The 15,586-nt window shown below is 72.1% G+C and carries 17 protein-coding genes; 15 read left to right on the top strand and 2 right to left on the bottom strand.

Annotated features, from left to right (window positions below):
- Positions 1–54 precede the first annotated feature (54 nt).
- Both ALIDE2_RS03780 and ALIDE2_RS03775 read left to right on the top strand, forming a co-directional pair.
- Complete coding sequence (locus ALIDE2_RS03780) at positions 55–873, top strand: adenosylcobinamide-GDP ribazoletransferase (RefSeq protein ID WP_013517696.1); 819 nt, start codon at positions 55–57, stop codon at positions 871–873.
- A complete protein-coding gene (locus ALIDE2_RS03775; protein ID WP_013517695.1) occupies positions 870–1,436 on the top strand; it encodes a histidine phosphatase family protein in 567 nt (188 codons plus the stop codon). Before ALIDE2_RS03780 ends, ALIDE2_RS03775 begins: the two co-directional genes overlap by 4 nt.
- Here the strand turns inward: ALIDE2_RS03775 and ALIDE2_RS03770 are convergent, their stop codons facing one another.
- Positions 1,437–1,883 (bottom strand): type II secretion system protein N, encoded by a 447-nt coding sequence (locus tag ALIDE2_RS03770; RefSeq protein ID WP_013517694.1) that lies wholly within the window; start codon positions 1,881–1,883, stop codon positions 1,437–1,439.
- Positions 1,884–1,983: 100 nt separating this feature from the next.
- On the opposite strand from ALIDE2_RS03770, the gene gspG reads away from it, so the two are divergent.
- The 10 genes from gspG to ALIDE2_RS03720 all read left to right on the top strand — a co-directional run bounded on the left by gspG (position 1,984) and on the right by ALIDE2_RS03720 (position 11,631).
- Positions 1,984–2,391 carry a type II secretion system major pseudopilin GspG gene (gene gspG, locus ALIDE2_RS03765; protein ID WP_013517693.1) on the top strand — a complete coding sequence of 136 codons (408 nt, stop codon included), beginning with the start codon at positions 1,984–1,986 and terminating at the stop codon, positions 2,389–2,391.
- A 27-nt stretch (positions 2,392–2,418) separates the two neighbouring features.
- A complete protein-coding gene (locus tag ALIDE2_RS03760; RefSeq protein ID WP_013517692.1) occupies positions 2,419–2,928 on the top strand; it encodes a prepilin-type N-terminal cleavage/methylation domain-containing protein in 510 nt (169 codons plus the stop codon).
- Between the two features lie 268 nt (positions 2,929–3,196).
- A complete protein-coding gene (gene gspI / locus ALIDE2_RS03755) occupies positions 3,197–3,562 on the top strand; it encodes a type II secretion system minor pseudopilin GspI (protein ID WP_013517691.1) in 366 nt (121 codons plus the stop codon).
- Position 3,563: 1 nt separating this feature from the next.
- Complete coding sequence (locus ALIDE2_RS03750; protein WP_013721448.1) at positions 3,564–4,253, top strand: PulJ/GspJ family protein; 690 nt, start codon at positions 3,564–3,566, stop codon at positions 4,251–4,253.
- Positions 4,250–5,227 (top strand): type II secretion system minor pseudopilin GspK, encoded by a 978-nt coding sequence (gspK, locus tag ALIDE2_RS03745; RefSeq protein WP_013517689.1) that lies wholly within the window; start codon positions 4,250–4,252, stop codon positions 5,225–5,227. Before ALIDE2_RS03750 ends, gspK begins: the two co-directional genes overlap by 4 nt.
- 67 nt (positions 5,228–5,294) lie before the next feature.
- A complete protein-coding gene (gene gspL / locus ALIDE2_RS03740; RefSeq protein ID WP_013517688.1) occupies positions 5,295–6,527 on the top strand; it encodes a type II secretion system protein GspL in 1,233 nt (410 codons plus the stop codon).
- Positions 6,524–7,033 carry a type II secretion system protein GspM gene (gene gspM / locus ALIDE2_RS03735; RefSeq protein WP_013517687.1) on the top strand — a complete coding sequence of 170 codons (510 nt, stop codon included), beginning with the start codon at positions 6,524–6,526 and terminating at the stop codon, positions 7,031–7,033. The genes gspL and gspM overlap by 4 nt, the downstream gene beginning before the upstream one ends.
- Before the next feature lie 33 nt (positions 7,034–7,066).
- Positions 7,067–7,882 carry a type II secretion system protein N gene (gene gspN / locus ALIDE2_RS03730; RefSeq protein ID WP_013517686.1) on the top strand — a complete coding sequence of 272 codons (816 nt, stop codon included), beginning with the start codon at positions 7,067–7,069 and terminating at the stop codon, positions 7,880–7,882.
- A gap of 4 nt (positions 7,883–7,886) precedes the next feature.
- Positions 7,887–10,220 (top strand): type II secretion system secretin GspD, encoded by a 2,334-nt coding sequence (gspD, locus tag ALIDE2_RS03725; RefSeq protein WP_013517685.1) that lies wholly within the window; start codon positions 7,887–7,889, stop codon positions 10,218–10,220.
- 10 nt (positions 10,221–10,230) lie between these two features.
- Entirely contained in the window at positions 10,231–11,631 is a 1,401-nt protein-coding gene (locus ALIDE2_RS03720) for a GspE/PulE family protein (RefSeq protein WP_013517684.1), read from the top strand.
- A 9-nt stretch (positions 11,632–11,640) separates the two neighbouring features.
- On the opposite strand, the gene ALIDE2_RS03715 is transcribed toward ALIDE2_RS03720, so the two are convergent.
- Positions 11,641–12,168 carry a CZB domain-containing protein gene (locus tag ALIDE2_RS03715; RefSeq protein WP_013517683.1) on the bottom strand — a complete coding sequence of 176 codons (528 nt, stop codon included), beginning with the start codon at positions 12,166–12,168 and terminating at the stop codon, positions 11,641–11,643.
- Between the two features lie 188 nt (positions 12,169–12,356).
- Here ALIDE2_RS03715 and ALIDE2_RS03710 point away from each other — a divergent pair, with 188 nt between their 5' ends.
- Genes ALIDE2_RS03710 through ALIDE2_RS03700 form a run of 3 tightly spaced genes read left to right on the top strand, consistent with a single transcriptional unit; the run spans position 12,357 to position 15,573 of the window.
- Entirely contained in the window at positions 12,357–13,352 is a 996-nt protein-coding gene (locus tag ALIDE2_RS03710; RefSeq protein WP_013517682.1) for an LLM class flavin-dependent oxidoreductase, read from the top strand.
- A gap of 54 nt (positions 13,353–13,406) precedes the next feature.
- A complete protein-coding gene (gspF, locus tag ALIDE2_RS03705; protein WP_013517681.1) occupies positions 13,407–14,636 on the top strand; it encodes a type II secretion system inner membrane protein GspF in 1,230 nt (409 codons plus the stop codon).
- Positions 14,637–14,640: 4 nt separating this feature from the next.
- Positions 14,641–15,573 carry a 5'-nucleotidase gene (locus ALIDE2_RS03700; RefSeq protein ID WP_013517680.1) on the top strand — a complete coding sequence of 311 codons (933 nt, stop codon included), beginning with the start codon at positions 14,641–14,643 and terminating at the stop codon, positions 15,571–15,573.
- Positions 15,574–15,586 lie beyond the last annotated feature (13 nt).

Below are 15,586 nucleotides of genomic sequence, written 5' to 3'. Positions count from 1 at the left end.
CGGCTCCAGCGCCCGCCCATGAAGCGCCAGAAGCTATTGATTAAATAGCAAACGATGCAAGCCCTGCGCCACTACCTGCTGGCCGTGCAGTTCTTCACCCGCCTGCCCGTCACGGGCCGGCTGGCCGCGTGGGTGGGCTACAGCCCCGCCATGCTGCGCGCCAGCAGCGCACATTTCCCCGGCGTGGGCTGGCTGGTGGCGGCGGTGGCCATCGCTATATATGCGGCGCTGTGGCAAGCGCTGGGCGGCCCGCAGGGCGGATCACAGGGTTTTGTGCCCCTGGTGGCGGCCGTGGGCAGCACCATCGCCACGGTGCTGGTCACCGGCGGTTTCCACGAGGACGGCCTTGCCGACGTGGCCGACGGCCTGGGCGGCGCCTACCGGCGCGAGCGCGCGCTGGAAATCATGAAGGACTCGCGCATAGGCGCCTTCGGCGCCATGGCCCTGGTGCTGGCCCTTGCCGCCAAGCTGGCGCTGCTGGCACACCTGGGCAGCCTGGGCCTTACCTGCGTGCTGGCCGCGCTGGCGGGCGGGCATGTGCTCTCGCGCCTGTGGCCGCTCGCCGTGGTGCGCGCCCTGCCCCATGTGGGCGACACGGCCACGTCCAAGAGCAAGCCGTTGGCGGACCAGATCACGGGCGCCGCGCTGGCGGCCGCTGCCCTGTGGTGTTTTCTGCCGCTGGCGCTGGTGTGGCAAGCGCTTGGCGCTCATGTTCTGATAGCAGCAGTGCTGGCCAGCGCGCTGGGCGCGGCCTGGATGCTGTGGCGCTTCGCGCGGCGCCTGCAGGGCTTCACGGGCGACTGCCTGGGCGCCACGCAGCAGGTGGCGGAGATCGGTTTCTACCTGGGTGCGGCCATCGCCCTGGCCCGATGAGCACGCTGTGGCTGGTGCGCCATGCCCGCCCGCTGGCGGCCCCGGGCCTGTGCTATGGCCGGCTGGACGTGCCGGCCGACACCCAGGCCAGCCGCGCGGCCGCCCAGGCTCTGGCGCGGGCGCTGCCGCCCAAAGTAACCGCCGTGCACCATTCACCGCTACAAAGATGCGAGCTCCTAGCGCTTGAACTGCGGGCATTACGGGCCGATTTGGCATCAAATCCCGATCCACGCATCCTGGAGATGGACTTCGGCGGCTGGGAAGGCCGCGCCTGGAACGCGCTGCCCCAGGCCGACATCGCCGCCTGGGCCGCAGACCTCGGCAGCCACGCGCCCGGCGGCGGCGAGCCGCTGGCGGCCATGCTGGCCCGCGTGGCGCAGGCCCTGCGCGATGCGGCGGCCAGCGCCCTGCCCCAGGGCGGCGACGTGGTCTGGATCACCCATGCCGGCGTGGCGCGCTGCGTGCAGTGGCTGCAGGCCCATGGCGCGGCGCGCGCGCCGCAATCCCACGAATGGCCAGAGGCGGCGCCCGGCTTCGGCTCCTGGGTGCAGGTGGCTCTTTAGCTACTCGCCCTTGGGGCGCGGCATTTCCAGCGTCAGCGTGGTGGCGCCCTCCACCGAGGCACCCAGCCGCGCCTCGCGCCGCGAGAGCGATTGCAGCACCAGGCCCGGCTCCACGCTCGCGCCCACGCGGTAGGGCCTGGCCGGCTTGCCGTCCACGGCGATCAGCGCGGCGCCGTCGCCGCTGGCGGTGCCGGCCAGCAGGCCCAGCAGCACGAAGCGGCTGGCGGCCGCCGGGGCCTCGGGAGCGCTTGCGGCCTGGGCGCCAAGCAGCCGCGCCAGGGCCTGCGCGTCGGCCGCGACCGGCTCGGGCGCGGCGGCTGCCGGTGCCGGGCCCGCCACGCGACCGGACAACTGCAACCCCCAGTAGACCGCGCTGGCGCCGGCCAGCACCCAAAGCGCCAGGGTGGCAAGGCGCGGGGCCCAGCGGTGGTAGGAAGGTGTCGCCATGGCAGGATTATGATTGACGGGGTCTGCATTTCCTTCCCGAAGTCACTGCGCCGTGCCGTCTGCCTCCAACCCATCTCTCGCACAACGCGCCCGCCGCCGGATGGCCGCGGGCTTCACCCTGATCGAGCTCATGGTGGTGCTGGTGATCATCGGCGTGCTGGCCGCGCTCATCGTGCCCAATGTGCTCGACCGCGCCGACGATGCGCGCGTGACCGCCGCGCGCACCGACATCGCCAACCTCTCCCAGGCGCTCAAGCTCTACCGCCTGGACAACCAGCGCTACCCCACGGCCGAGCAGGGCCTGCAGGCGCTGATCGCCAGGCCCGCGACGGCGCCGGTCCCCAACAACTGGCGGCCGTACCTCGAAAAGCTGCCCAACGACCCCTGGGGGCATCCCTACCAGTACCTGAACCCCGGCATCAAGGGCGAAGTGGACGTGATGTCCTTCGGCGCCGACGGCCAGTCCGGCGGTGAGGGCAAGAACGCCGACATTGGCAGCTGGCAGTAGAGCATCTGCGCCAGCGCTCCCCAACGCATGAAATTGGCGCACCCCAGGCCAGCAGACGCCGTGGATCTGGCTTTGCCAGGCCACGGGCGTCGTCCCCCCGGGAGGGGAAGCCGCGCAACGGCTCAGGGGGGATTCACGCTTCTTGAGCTGCTGGTGGTGATCGCCATCATGGCCCTGGCCACCGCCGGGGTAGGCCTGGCCCTGCGCGACAGCGGCGCCACGCAGCTGCAGCGCGAGGGCGAGCGGCTGGCGGTGCTGCTGGAGTCGGCGCGCGCGCAGTCGCGCGCCTCGGGCGCAGCCGTGCGCTGGCGCGCCGATGCCCAGGGCTTCCACTTCGAGGGCCTGCCCGCGGCAGCCAGGCTGCCAGGCCATTGGCTCGACGGCGGCACTTCCGTGCGCGGGCCGGGCGAGCTGTGGCTCGGGCCCGAGCCGCTCATCGGAGCGCAGCAGGTGGTGATCGTGAACCAGGCCCACCCGGGCCGCGCGGTGCGCGTGGCCACCGACGGGCTGCGGCCCTTTGCCGCGCAGGCGCTGTAAGAACCTGTTCATGGTCTTTTCATGGGGTACGCATGGCAGCAAACCGTCACGATCCAGGCGCCCGCCGCAGCCCATGCTGGCGGCCTGGGCAAGGGGGGCAACGACGAGCGTGGTGGTTTGCTGCCATGCCCGAAGGGTTGCCCTGCAAAAGCAGCGTCTGCGGCGTTGCAAATCCTCGCCGGGCCACCAGCCCGGCTGCGGTTTGCGCCTTGCATCCACTGCTTTTGCAGGGCAACGTACCCCATGAAAAGACCATGAACAGGTTCTAATGAACATGCGCGCAAGGCACGCGGGGTTCACACTGGTGGAGGTGCTGGTGGCGCTGGCCATCGTGGCCATCGCCCTCATGGCGGGGCTGCAGGCCACGTCGGCCCTGACGCGCAATGCCGCGCGCCAGACCGACGTGGTGCTGGCCCATCTGTGCGCCGAGAACGAGCTCGTGAAGGTGCGCCTGTCGCGCCAGATGCCCTCCATCGGCAATGCCCGCGTAGCCTGCGAGCAGGCGAGGCGCGGCTACGAGGTCGCGGTGACGGTCTCGCCCACGCCCAACCCGCAGTTCCGCCGCGTGGACGCGCAAGTGTTCGACGCGCAGTTGCCGGTATTGCGCCTTTCGACCATTGTGGGACGGTATTGAAGTGAGACACCCTCCTAAGCGGCTGCGCGGTTTCACCCTGGTCGAGCTGCTGGTGGCCATCGCCGTGATGGCCCTGCTGGCCATCGTGAGCTGGCGCGGCTTGGACGGCATGGTGCGCTCGCAGCAGCAGACGCGCGAGCACGCCGACGCCGTGCTGATACTGCAGACCGTGATGGACCAGTGGGGCGCCGACCTGGACGCGCTGCAGGCCGTGGAGCACACCGAGCCCATCGCCTGGGACGGCCAGGTGCTGCGCCTCACGCGCCGCGGCATGCGCCAACCGGACGAGGGCGCCGTCGTGGTCGCCTGGGCACTGCGCAACGTGGACGGCGCGGCCCACTGGCTGCGCTGGCAGTCCGCGCCCGTGCGCACGCGCGCCGAATGGTCCGACGCCTGGGACCGCGCCGCCCGCTGGGCGCGCACGCCCGACGAGGCCGAGCGCCGGCAGGAGGCCGTGCTCATGCCGCTCGCGGGCTGGCAGCTGTTCTTCTACCGCGGCGGCGCCTGGGCCAACGCCCTGTCCACCAACACGGCCGGGAGCCTGCCGCAATCCCCGGGGGGCCTGAACAGCGCAGCGGCCAGCATCCCCGAGGGCGTGCGCCTGCAGCTCACGCTGCCGCCGGGCGGCGCGCTGGCGGGCGTGATCACGCGCGACTGGGCCAGCCCCGTGCTGGGCGGGGGCAAGTCATGAGGCGCGCGGCGCGCCAGGCGGGCGCGGCGCTGCTGGCGGCCATGCTCACCGTCACGCTGGTGGCCACCTTCGCGGCCACGGCCCTGTGGCAGCAGTGGCGCGCCATCGAGGTCGAGAGCGCCGAGCGCGCGCGCATACAGTCGGCCTGGATCCTCATCGGCGCGCTGGACTGGTCGCGCCTGATCCTGCGCGAGGACTCCCTGGCGCGCGGCGGCGACGGCACGGACAACCTGAGCGAGCCCTGGGCCGTGCCGCTGGAGGAGGCGCGCCTGTCCACCTTCCTGGCCGCCAGCAACAACGTGGCCCAGGTGGAGGACGCGAGCACCGACACCGCCAACGCCTTCCTATCGGGCCAGATCACCGACCAGCAGGGCCTGCTGAACCTGCGCAACCTGGCGGGCGACAGGCAGGTGGACGCCACGGCGCTGCGCCAGTTCGCGCGCCTGTTCGACTACCTGGGCCTGCCGCGCGGGCAGCTTGACCTGCTGGCGCGCCAGATGCTGCGCGCCCAGGTCCAGGGCGGCGACGCCGGCACCGCGCCGCTGCTGCCGCAGAGCGTGTCCCAGCTTGGCTGGTGGGGGCTGCCGCAGCAAAGCGTGGCGGCGCTCGCGCCCTACGTCACGCTGCTGCCCGCACGCACCACGGTCAACCTGAACACCGCCAGCGCCGTGGTGCTGTGGGCCAGCGCCGACGGGCTGGACATGGCCGACGCGCAGCGCCTGGTGCAGGCGCGCGAGAGCCGCCATTTCCGCAGCGAGGCCGACGCCGCCAAGCTCGTCGGCAAGACCGGCGCCATCGGCAGCGCCACCCACACGGTGTCGTCGAGCTACTTCGAGGTGCGCGGCCGTCTGCGCCTGGACTCGACTGTGGTCGAGGAGCGCTCCCTGGTCTTCAAGCAGCGCGGCGAGGCACGCACGCTGTGGCGCGAGCGCGGCGGCCTGGCAAGTGCCGCCGCCGCCACCGCGGGGCGCTGAGCGGCCAAGCCCCTGGCACGCCATCGGCGCCGCACCCAGACCCTAAAATGGCCCGCGAGACGCCTTCATGAGCACCCTTGTCCTAACCCTGCCCCCGGGCCCGCAGGCGCCCGCCGCCGAATACAGCTACGCGCTCACGGCCGACGGCCACAACGCCATCCGCCAGGCCTGCACCAGCGCCGCACTGCTGCCCGACCCGGGCCGCACCGGCGAGGTCGTGGCCGTGGTGCCCGCGCGCGCGCTGTCGTGGCAGCGCGTGACGCTGCCGCAGGGCGCGCTCGCCCAGGCGTCGCGCCTGCGCGCCATCCTCGAAGGCCTGCTCGAAGAGCACCTCCTCGAAGAACCCGCACGGCTGCACTTCGCGCTGCAGCCCGGCGCACAGTCCGGCAGCCCGGTCTGGGTGGCCGTGTGCGACCGCGCCTGGCTGCACGAAGCCCTGCAGGCGCTGGAGGCTGCGGGCCGCCCCGTGGACCGCGTGGTGCCCGAATTCGCGCCCGGCCCCACGGCCAGCGGACAGCAGGAATGCGAGGTGATCGGCGCGCCCGAGGATACGCAGATCGTGCTCACCGGACATGGGCCGGAGCAGGCCGTGGCCGTGCTGCCGCTGTCGGCCGCGCCGGCGCTCGCCGCCATGGCGCCCGCCGCCGAGGACGCGCCCCCCGTGCGCGCCGAACCGGCCGTGGCGGCCCTGGCCGAGCATCTGCTGGGCCGCCCGGTGCAGATCCACACCGCCAGCCAGCGCGCGCTGGCCGCCGCACGCGGCGACTGGGACCTGGCCCAGTTCGATCTGGCCAGCAGCGGGCGCACGCGCGCGCTGCGCAGGCTGGGCGCCGCCGCCAACGCCTTCGCGCGCGCGCCGCAGTGGCGCGCCGCGCGCTGGGGCCTGGGCCTGGCCGTGGCCGTGCAGCTCATCGGCCTGAACCTCTGGGCCTGGCAGGACCGCCAGGCGCTCGCTGCCAAGCAGGCCGGCGTGCGGGGCATCCTGACCCAGACCTTCCCGCGCATCCAGGCCGTCGTCGATGCGCCGGTGCAGATGGAACGCGAACTGGCCCTGCTGCGCCAGGCCGCCGGTAGCATGGCGCAGCGCGACCTGGAGCCGCTCATGGCCGCCGCGGGCGCCGCCCTGCCCGCTGCGCGCCTGCCCGGTCAGATCGAATACGCGGGCGGCGAGCTGCTGCTGCGCGGCGTGGAGCTGCCCCCCGAAGAACTGGCGGCCGCGAACCAGCGCCTGGCCGCCGACGGCTACGCGGCCCGCAGCCAGGACGGCGCCCTGCTGCTGCGCCCACAGGAGCGCCCATGAGCACATCCCGACCCCGCGCCCTGGCCGCGGCCCTGCGCACGCACTGGACGGGCCTGGCCGCGCGCGAGCAGACCCTGGTGCTGGTCGCCGCCGCCATGCTGGGCCTGGCCCTGCTGTGGTGGCTGCTGCTGGCGCCCGCGCTGGCGCAGCTGCGCGCCTCGCCCGCGCGCCATGCCGCGCTGGACGCAGAGCTGCAGCGCATGCAGACCCTGCAGGCCGAGGCGCTGCGCCTGCGGGACATGCCGCGCGTCCAGGGCGGCGAAGCCCTGCGCGCGCTGCAAGGCGCGCTGGCGCGGCAGTTGGGCCCGGCCGCGCAGATGCACGTAGCCGGCGATCGCGCCACCGTCACACTCAAGGGCGTACCGCCCGAGGCGCTGGCGCAGTGGCTGGCCCAGGTGCGCAGCACGGCCCGCGCCGTGCCGGTGGAGGCACGCCTGGTGCGCAGCGGCGCCGATGCTCCGCGCTGGGACGGCACGCTGGTGCTGGCCCTGCCCTCTCCCGGCTGACGTGAGCCCCGCCAACGGATAAACAGGCCCGCCGTGTCCCGCCGCCCGCCCTCCCGATCCCTCACGGCCACGCCGCGCGCGCCCTGGCGCTGGGCCGTGGCCGGCCTGTGCCTGGGGGCGCTGCCGGCGCTCGCGCTGTGGGCGCCCGCGCGCTGGCTGGCGGCCGGCGTGCAGCAGGCCAGCGGCGGCCAGGTGCTGCTGGAGCAGGCACGCGGCACGGTCTGGACGGGATCGGCCCGGCTCGTGCTGACGGGCGGCGCCGGCAGCGACGACCGGGCCGCCCTGCCGGGCCGGCTGGCGTGGCGGCTGCGCCCCGCATGGGGCGGCGCCCAGGCCAGCATCATGGCCGACTGCTGCACGGCCGAGCCGCTGGCGCTGCGCGCGGCCCTGGGCCTGGGCTCGGCGCGGGTACAGGTGGCAGACGGCAGCAGCCAGTGGCCGGCCGCCGTGCTCGGCGGCCTGGGCACGCCCTGGAATACTGTGCAGCCGCAGGGAAGGCTGCAGCTGTCCACCCAGGGCCTGGCGCTGCAATGGAGCGACGGGCGCATGCAGCTGCAGGGCCAGGCGCAACTCGACGCGCTGGGCATGTCCACGCGCCTGTCCACGTTGCGACCCATGGGCAGCTACCGGCTGGTGCTGCAAGGCGGCCGGCACGGCGAGGCGCCCACGCTGCAGCTGTCCACGCTGGACGGCGCGCTGCTGCTCTCGGGCAGCGGCCAATGGGTGGGGCAGCGCCTGCGCTTCACCGGCGAAGCCCGCGCCGCGCCCGAGCGCGAGGCGGCGCTGGCCAATCTTCTGAATATCATCGGACGGCGCAGCGGCGCACGTTCCATCATCACCCTGGGGTGACCCTATGCCTTCCTTTTCCCGACGCCAGCTGCGCACCGCTCTGCATTCGATAGCTGCCAGCGCTCTGCTGGTGTGCGCTACAGCCCAAATTCATGCTCAAACCACAAACCGGACGCATGCCGGCAGCGTGCGCCCGAGCGAGCCGGTGACGCTGAACTTCGCCAATGCAGACATCGAGGCCGTGGCCCGCACCATGGCCACCATCACCGGCAGGAACGTGGTGGTGGACCCGCGCGTGAAGGGCCAGCTGACCCTGGTCACCGAGAACGCCGTCACGCCCGCGGCGGCCTTCCAGCAGTTCCTGGCCGCGCTGCGCCTGCAGGGCTTCACGGTGGTCGAATCGGGCGGGCTGTACAAGGTGGTGCCCGAGGCCGACGCCAAGCTGCAGACCGGCACGGTGAGCGTGTCGCAGGGCGGCGCGGGCGGCACGCCGGCGGGCGGGCAGATAGTCACGCAGATCTTCAAGCTCAACTTCGAGAACGCCAACAACCTGGTGCCGGTGCTGCGCCCCCTGATCAGCCCCAACAACACCATCAACGTGAACCCCGGCAACAACTCGCTGGTGATCACCGACTATGCCGACAACCTGCAGCGGCTGGCGCGCATCGTGGCGGCCATGGACGTCGCCAACGCCACCGACGTGGAGGTGATACCGCTGCAGCACGCCATTGCCTCCGACCTGGCGCCGCTCGTCTCGCGCCTGATCGAAGGCTCGGGCGGCACCGGCACCGCCGCCGCACCGGCCGCGGCCCAGGGCCAGACGGACACCTCGTTCAAGACCACGCTTTTGCCTGAGCCGCGCAGCAACGCGCTCATCGTGCGCGCGGCGAACCCGGCGCGGCTGGCGCTGGTGCGCTCGCTCGTAGCCCGGCTGGACCAGCCCGCGGCGCCGGGCAGCTCGGCGGCCAGCGGCAACATCCACGTGGTGTATTTGAAGAACGCTGACGCGGTGAAGCTGGCCGCCACGCTGCGCGCCGCGCTGCAGGCCGGCAACCTGGGCGCCGGCGCGGGCACCTCCGCCAACGGGAACAGCGGCACGGGGCTGGGCTCCGGCCTCACGCAGACCAGCATGGCGGGCGGCACGGCGCAAAGCGGGCTGGGCACGAACACCGCCAGCAGCAGCGCCGGCGGCCTGGGCGCCGGCGCCAGCACGGGCCTGAACCGCAGCGGCACCGACAACCAGCCCTCCACGGGCGGGCAGATCCAGGCCGACCCGACGACCAACTCGCTCATCATCAGCGCGCCCGAGCCGCAGTACCGCCAGCTGCGCGCCGTGATCGACAAGCTCGACGGCAAGCGCGCGCAGGTGCTCATCGAGAGCCTGATCGTGGAGGTCAGCGCCAACAAGGTGGCCGAGTTCGGCATCCAGTGGCAGACCGCCTTCGGCAACTACGGCAACGGCGCCGTGGGGGTGATCGGCACCAACTCCGGCGTCGCAGGCGGCAACATCATCGACCTGGCGGTGGCCGCGGCCACGGGCAACTACGCATCGCTCACCAGCAGCGCCATCGGCAACGGCATGAACGTGGCCATCGCCCCGCGCATCAACGGCAAGTACTACCTGGGCGCGCTCGCCAACTTCCTGGAGAACACGGGCGACGCCAACGTGCTGTCCACGCCCAACCTGCTGACGCTGGACAACGAGGAGGCGCAGATCATCATCGGCAACAACGTGCCCTTCCCCACCGGCTCGTACGCCAACACCGGCGGCAACGGCGGCGCCGTCAACCCCTTCACCACGGTGGAGCGCAAGGACGTGGGCCTGATGCTGCGCGTGCGCCCCACGATCAACGAGAACGGCACCGTCAAGCTCACGCTGTACCAGGAGGTGTCGAAGGTCAACGAGAGCACGCTCACCAACGTCAACGGCCCCTCGACAAGCAAGCGCTCCATCGAATCCACCGTGCTCGTGGACGACGGCAGCGTCATCGTGCTCGGCGGCCTGCTGGAGGACAGCTATTCGCTGAACCAGGACAAGGTGCCCGTGATGGGCGACCTGCCCGTGCTGGGAGCGCTGTTCCGCAACGAGAACCGGTCGCGCAAGAAGACCAACCTGATGGTCTTCCTGCGCCCGATGGTGATCCGCGACAACGCCACCAGCGACGCCCTGGTGATGGACCGCTACGAGGCCATACGCGCGCTGCAGCAGAACACCCAGCCCGCGCCCAGCACGGTGATGCGCGCCGTCTCCGACGCGCCCGTGCTGCCACCGCTGCAGGGCGCCGCCCCCGGCGCGGGCGCGCAGCGCGCGCCGCTGGCCCCGCTCGTGCCCAACCCGCCCGCTCCCGCGCGCGCCACGCCGGCGGCCACGAGCAGCGAGCTCTACAGCCCGCAATAAGGGCACAGGCATGCGCCACCCCCTGCCCTACGCCTTTGCACGCAGCAGCCAGCTGCTGCTGGAAGACGACGGCCAGCAGCTCGTGCTCTGGCACGGCCCCCAGCCCGACGCCTGCGCGCTGTCCGAAGTGCTGCGCAAGCACGCCGTGCAACAGTTCATGCCGCTCGATGCCGCGCAGCTGGCCCAGCGCATCAGCGCGGCCTACGCGCAGAGCGAATCGAGCGCAGCCACCGTGGTCAGCGAGGTAGAGGAAGGCGCCGACCTCTCGCGCATGATGCAGGAGCTGCCCGCGGTCGAGGACCTGCTGGAATCGGCGGGCGACGCGCCCATCATCCGTATGCTCAACGCCCTGCTCACGCAGGCCGTGCGCGACGGCGCGAGCGACATCCACATCGAGCCCTACGAGCGCCACTCCAGCGTGCGCTTCCGCGTGGACGGCACGCTGCGCGAGGTGGTGCAGCCCAACCGCGCGCTGCACGCGGCGCTGATCTCGCGCCTGAAGATCATGGCCGACCTGGACATCTCCGAGAAGCGCCTGCCGCAGGACGGCCGCATCAGCCTGCGCCTGGGCACGCGCGCCATCGACGTGCGCGTCTCCACCCTGCCCAACGCCCACGGCGAGCGCGCCGTGCTGCGCCTGCTGGACAAGAGCGAAAGCAAGCTCAGCCTGGAATCCGTGGGCATGCAGGGCGGCGTGCTCGCGCGCTTCGAGCAGCTCATCGCGCAGCCGCACGGCATCATCCTCGTGACCGGGCCCACGGGCTCGGGCAAGACCACCACGCTGTATGCGGCGCTCGCGCGGCTCGACGCGAGCCGCAGCAACATCATGACGGTGGAAGACCCCATCGAGTACGAGCTGCCCGGCGTGGGCCAGACCCAGGTCAACGGCAAGATCGACCTGACCTTCGCCAAGGCCCTGCGCGCCATCCTGCGCCAGGACCCGGACGTGATCATGATCGGCGAGATCCGCGACTTCGAGACCGCGCAGATCGCCATCCAAGCCTCGCTCACCGGCCACCTTGTGCTGGCCACGCTGCACACCAACGACGCGGCCAGCGCCATCACGCGCCTGACCGACATGGGCGTGGAGCCGTTCCTGCTCTCATCGTCGCTGCTGGGCGTGCTGGCCCAGCGCCTGGTGCGCAAGTACTGCGGCCACTGCCACGGCGGCGACCACGGCGCGGGCTGCGAGCATTGCGGCCACACGGGCTACGCAGGCCGCACGGGCGTGTTCGAGCTGCTCGTCGTGGACGACGCCATCCGCACCCAGATCCACGGCCAGGCTGCCGAGGCCGACGTGCGTGCCCAGGCCCTGGCCGGCGGCATGACGCTGATGCGCGACGACGGCGAGCGGCTGATCGCCGCGGGCATCACCAGCCGCGAGGAAGTGCTGCGCGTGACGCGCGATTGACCTGCGCCGTCAGACCACGCTCTTGTCGCGCCGCCGCTCGGCCGGGCGGCGCCCGCGCACCAGCCCGCGCTGCAGTTCCTTGAGCAGCAGCACCACCTGGCGCGATGCATGCTGGCAGGCCTTGTAGGCCTGCTCGGCCTGCAGGGTCTCGCCGGCCTCGGCATGCCTGATCAGCACCGCTGCCTGCTGGTGAAAGAAGTGGTGGCGCCGCATGAGCATGTCGAACGCCGGGAAATGCCCCAGGGCCTCCCGGCCGCTGCCGTGCAGCCATTGGCCGAGCTCGGACCGGGCATCGTCCGCCACGGCCTCGGGGCGCAGGTGCTCGTCGCGCGCGCCCTTGAGCACCTCGCCCAGCCAGGGCAGCCAGCGCTGGTGCGTCACGATGGCAGCGTCGATGTCGAACTGCGCCACGAGCTTGCGGGCCTCCTCGTCGAACAGCACCAGTTCGCTGGCATTGCTGTCGGGCAGGCGCGTCCAGTCCGACGGCGCCTGCAAGCCATCAGCGCGCGGCTGGAACAATCGGCTGAAAAAACCCATAAGCGCCCACCACTGAGATCCATGCAACCCTAGGCCGGCAGCCCACACAAGTTGCATTAAGTTACATACGGAAATATCGTATTGCAGCTTCATTATTGAGCACTTTTGGCTGATTGCGCTCACCCGACCGTCAACAATTCATTCCCGTGGGGCGGCGAAGTTTCCTGCAAACGCCCACAATCGCCGCCATGACGACGCAACCCCTGCTTTCCATGCTCGATCTGGTAGCCGTGCGCGAAGGCGGCACGGTGGCCCAGGCGCTCGAAATCGCCGTTCGCACGGCCCGGCATGCGGAGTCGCTGGGCTTCACGCGCTACTGGCTGGCCGAGCACCACAACATGCCGGGTATCGCCAGCTCCGCCACGGCCGTGCTCGTGGGCCATGTCGCGGGCGCCACCCGTTCCATACGCGTGGGCTCGGGCGGCATCATGCTGCCCAACCATGCGCCACTGGTGGTGGCCGAGGCCTTCGGCACGCTGGCCGAGCTCTATCCCGGCCGCATCGACCTGGGGCTGGGGCGCGCGCCCGGCACCGACGGCGCGACCATGCGCGCCCTGCGCCGCGACCGCGTCGAGACCGAGGCCGACTTCCCGCGCGACGTGGCCGAGCTGCAGCAGCTGCTGGCGCCCGCGCAGCCGGGCCAGCGCATCGTCGCCGTGCCGGGCGCAGGCACGCAGGTGCCCATCTGGCTGCTGGGATCGAGCCTGTTCTCCGCGCAGCTGGCCGCCCACATGGGCCTGCCCTATGCGTTCGCCTCGCACTTCGCGCCGCGCCTGCTGCAGGCGGCCATCGACCTCTACCGCCAGCTGTTCCGCCCCTCGGCCGTGCTGCTGCAGCCCTACGTGATGATCGGCGTGCCGGTCATCGCGGCGCCCACGGACGAAGAGGCCGAGTACCTGGCCAGCAGCACCTACCAGCGCGTGCTGGGCATCATTACGGGCCAGCGAGGCCTGCTGCGCCCGCCGGTCGAGAACTACCTGCCCGGCCTGCCGCCGGCCGAGCGTGCGGCCATTGCCGACTTCCTCGCCGTGGGCGTGGTCGGCGGGCCACAGACGGTGCGCGCCGGCCTGCGCGCACTGGCCCAGGCCACGCGAGCCGACGAGTTCATGCTGGTCAGCGACGTGTTCGACCCCGAGCTACGCCTGCGCTCGCTGGAGATCGCTGCGCAGGCCAACAACGCCTGACCCGGCCAGCGGCTACCATGACGCCCTGACCGCCCCCATCGCCGCCGAAGTCGCATGCCCGCCTATTCCTTCGAAGCCCTGGACTCGCAGGGCCACCTACGCCGGGGCACCCTGGATGCCGACAGCCCCAAGGCGGCGCGCAACATGCTGCGCGCGCAGGCGCTGGTGCCGCTGGACGTGGAGGCCCTGTCCCCCGATACCGCGCCAGGCAGCGCGCCCACGCTGGCGCAGCGCCTGTTCACGCGCCCGGTGTTCAACGCCACGGCGCTGGCCATCTGGACGCGCCAGCTCGCGGGCCTGGTCGGCGCAGGCCTGCCGCTGGAGCGCGCGCTCACGGCCCTGGCCGACGAGGCCGACGACGAGCGCCAGCGCCACCTGGTGGCCGCGCTGCGCGCCGAGGTCAACGCCGGCAGCACCTTCGCGCGCGCGCTGGCCCAGCACCCGCGCGAGTTCTCAGACATCTACTGCGCCGTGATCGGCGCGGGCGAGGGCAGCGGCGGCCTGGGCCAGGTGCTCGAAAGCCTGGCCGACGACCTGGAGGCCCGGCAGCAGCTGCGCGCCAAGCTCATAGGCGCGGCGCTGTACCCGGCCATCGTCACGCTCGTGGCCATCGTCATCGTGCTGTTCCTCGTGGGCTACGTGGTGCCGCAGGTGGCCAGCGTGTTCGCGGGCAGCAAGCGCGCTCTGCCCCTGCTCACGGTGCTCATGCTGGCGCTGAGCGACTTTGTGCGCGGCTACGGCTGGGCGGTGCTGAGCGCTTTCATCTTGATAGCTGCAGGCGCTCGTGCAGCCTTGGCCAGACCCCGTTTTCGCGAAAAATTCGACGCCGCCTGGCTCAGGCTGCCGCTGGTGGGCAAGCTGGCGCGCGGCTACAACGCGGCGCGCTTTGCCGGCACGCTGGCCATGCTGGCCGGCGCGGGCGTGCCCATCTTGCGCGCCCTGCAGGCCGCGGCCGAGACGCTGAACAACCGCGCGCTGCGCGCCGACGCGCTCGAAGCCCTGGTGCTGGTGCGCGAGGGCGCGCCGCTGGCCTCGGCCCTGGCGCAGAAGAAGCGCTTTCCTGGCCTGGTGGCCATGTTCGCGCGCCTGGGCGAACAGACCGGCCAGCTGCCCACCATGCTGGCCCGCGCCGCCAGCCAGCTGGGCACCGAGGTGCAGCGCCGCGCCATGCAGCTGGCCACCATCCTGGAGCCGCTGCTCATCGTGACCATGGGCCTGGTGGTGATGCTCATCGTGCTGGCCGTGCTGCAGCCCATCATCGAGCTCAACCAATTCGTGAAGTAAGGCCATGGCCCTGACCCTGGACGACAAGCTCGTCGTCGCCATCTCCTCGCGCGCCCTGTTCGACTTCGAGGAGGAGAACCGCATCTTCGAGCACGGCGACGACCGCGCCTACGTGGCCCTGCAGCTGGCGCGCCTGGACGTGCCCGCACCTCCGGGCGTGGCCTTCTCGCTGGTGAGGAAGCTTCTGGCCTTCAACGGCGCCGAACACCAGCGCGTGGAGGTGGTGCTGCTGTCGCGCAACGACCCGGTGAGCGGCATGCGCGTGTTCCGCTCCTGCCAGGCCCACGGCCTGCCCAGCGTGCAGCGCGGCGTGTTCACGCAGGGGCGCGATCCGTTCCGCTACCTGCGGCCGCTGGGCGCGCACCTGTTCCTATCGGCCAACGAGACGGACGTGCGCTCGGCCCTGCACCTGGGCTACCCCGCGGCGCGCGTGCTCACCGAGTCGGTGCAGGCGGGCGACGCCCATCCGCACGAGGTGCGCATCGCCTTCGACGGCGACGCGGTGCTGTTCTCCGACGAGGCCGAGCGCGTCTACCAGTCCGAGGGCCTCGCGGCTTTCCAGCGCCACGAGCGCGACAAGGCCGCCCAGCCACTGCCCGAGGGCCCCTTCAAGCCGCTGCTGGCGGCCCTGCACCGGCTGCAGCAGGCGGGCAGCGCGGACATGCGCATACGCACGGCCCTGGTGACGGCGCGCAGCGCGCCCGCGCACGAGCGCGCCATACGCACGCTGATGGACTGGAACATCACCGTGGACGAGGCCATGTTCCTGGGCGGCCTGCCCAAGGGGGAGTTCCTGCGCGAGTTCGAGCCCGACTTCTTCTTCGACGACCAGACAGGCCACGTCGATTCGGCCGCGCGCCACGTGCCGGCCGGCCATGTGAGCAGCGGCATCGCCAACGCCGCAGCCGGGGCCGTGCAGGCGGCCCAGGCGCCGTAGCGCCCCGGCAGGC

It is taken from the genome of Alicycliphilus denitrificans K601 (genome assembly GCF_000204645.1).
Taxonomy (GTDB): domain Bacteria; phylum Pseudomonadota; class Gammaproteobacteria; order Burkholderiales; family Burkholderiaceae_C; genus Alicycliphilus; species Alicycliphilus denitrificans.
This window is presented reverse-complemented; position numbering and strand designations above follow the sequence as displayed.

Bases quoted from the DNA above. Each gene is read 5' to 3' on its own strand.
- gspL (WP_013517688.1), top strand. From the start codon at position 5,295: ATGAGCACCCTTGTCCTAACCCTGCCCCCGGGCCCGCAGGCGCCCGCC.
- gspK (WP_013517689.1), top strand. From the start codon at position 4,250: ATGAGGCGCGCGGCGCGCCAGGCGGGCGCGGCGCTGCTGGCGGCCATG.
- gspF (WP_013517681.1), top strand. From the start codon at position 13,407: ATGCCCGCCTATTCCTTCGAAGCCCTGGACTCGCAGGGCCACCTACGC.
- ALIDE2_RS03715 (WP_013517683.1), bottom strand. From the start codon at position 12,168: ATGGGTTTTTTCAGCCGATTGTTCCAGCCGCGCGCTGATGGCTTGCAG.
- gspM (WP_013517687.1), top strand. From the start codon at position 6,524: ATGAGCACATCCCGACCCCGCGCCCTGGCCGCGGCCCTGCGCACGCAC.
- ALIDE2_RS03760 (WP_013517692.1), top strand. From the start codon at position 2,419: ATGAAATTGGCGCACCCCAGGCCAGCAGACGCCGTGGATCTGGCTTTG.
- gspD (WP_013517685.1), top strand. From the start codon at position 7,887: ATGCCTTCCTTTTCCCGACGCCAGCTGCGCACCGCTCTGCATTCGATA.
- gspG (WP_013517693.1), top strand. From the start codon at position 1,984: ATGGCCGCGGGCTTCACCCTGATCGAGCTCATGGTGGTGCTGGTGATC.
- ALIDE2_RS03720 (WP_013517684.1), top strand. From the start codon at position 10,231: ATGCGCCACCCCCTGCCCTACGCCTTTGCACGCAGCAGCCAGCTGCTG.
- ALIDE2_RS03770 (WP_013517694.1), bottom strand. From the start codon at position 1,883: ATGGCGACACCTTCCTACCACCGCTGGGCCCCGCGCCTTGCCACCCTG.
- ALIDE2_RS03780 (WP_013517696.1), top strand. From the start codon at position 55: ATGCAAGCCCTGCGCCACTACCTGCTGGCCGTGCAGTTCTTCACCCGC.
- ALIDE2_RS03700 (WP_013517680.1), top strand. From the start codon at position 14,641: ATGGCCCTGACCCTGGACGACAAGCTCGTCGTCGCCATCTCCTCGCGC.
- ALIDE2_RS03775 (WP_013517695.1), top strand. From the start codon at position 870: ATGAGCACGCTGTGGCTGGTGCGCCATGCCCGCCCGCTGGCGGCCCCG.
- gspI (WP_013517691.1), top strand. From the start codon at position 3,197: ATGAACATGCGCGCAAGGCACGCGGGGTTCACACTGGTGGAGGTGCTG.
- ALIDE2_RS03710 (WP_013517682.1), top strand. From the start codon at position 12,357: ATGACGACGCAACCCCTGCTTTCCATGCTCGATCTGGTAGCCGTGCGC.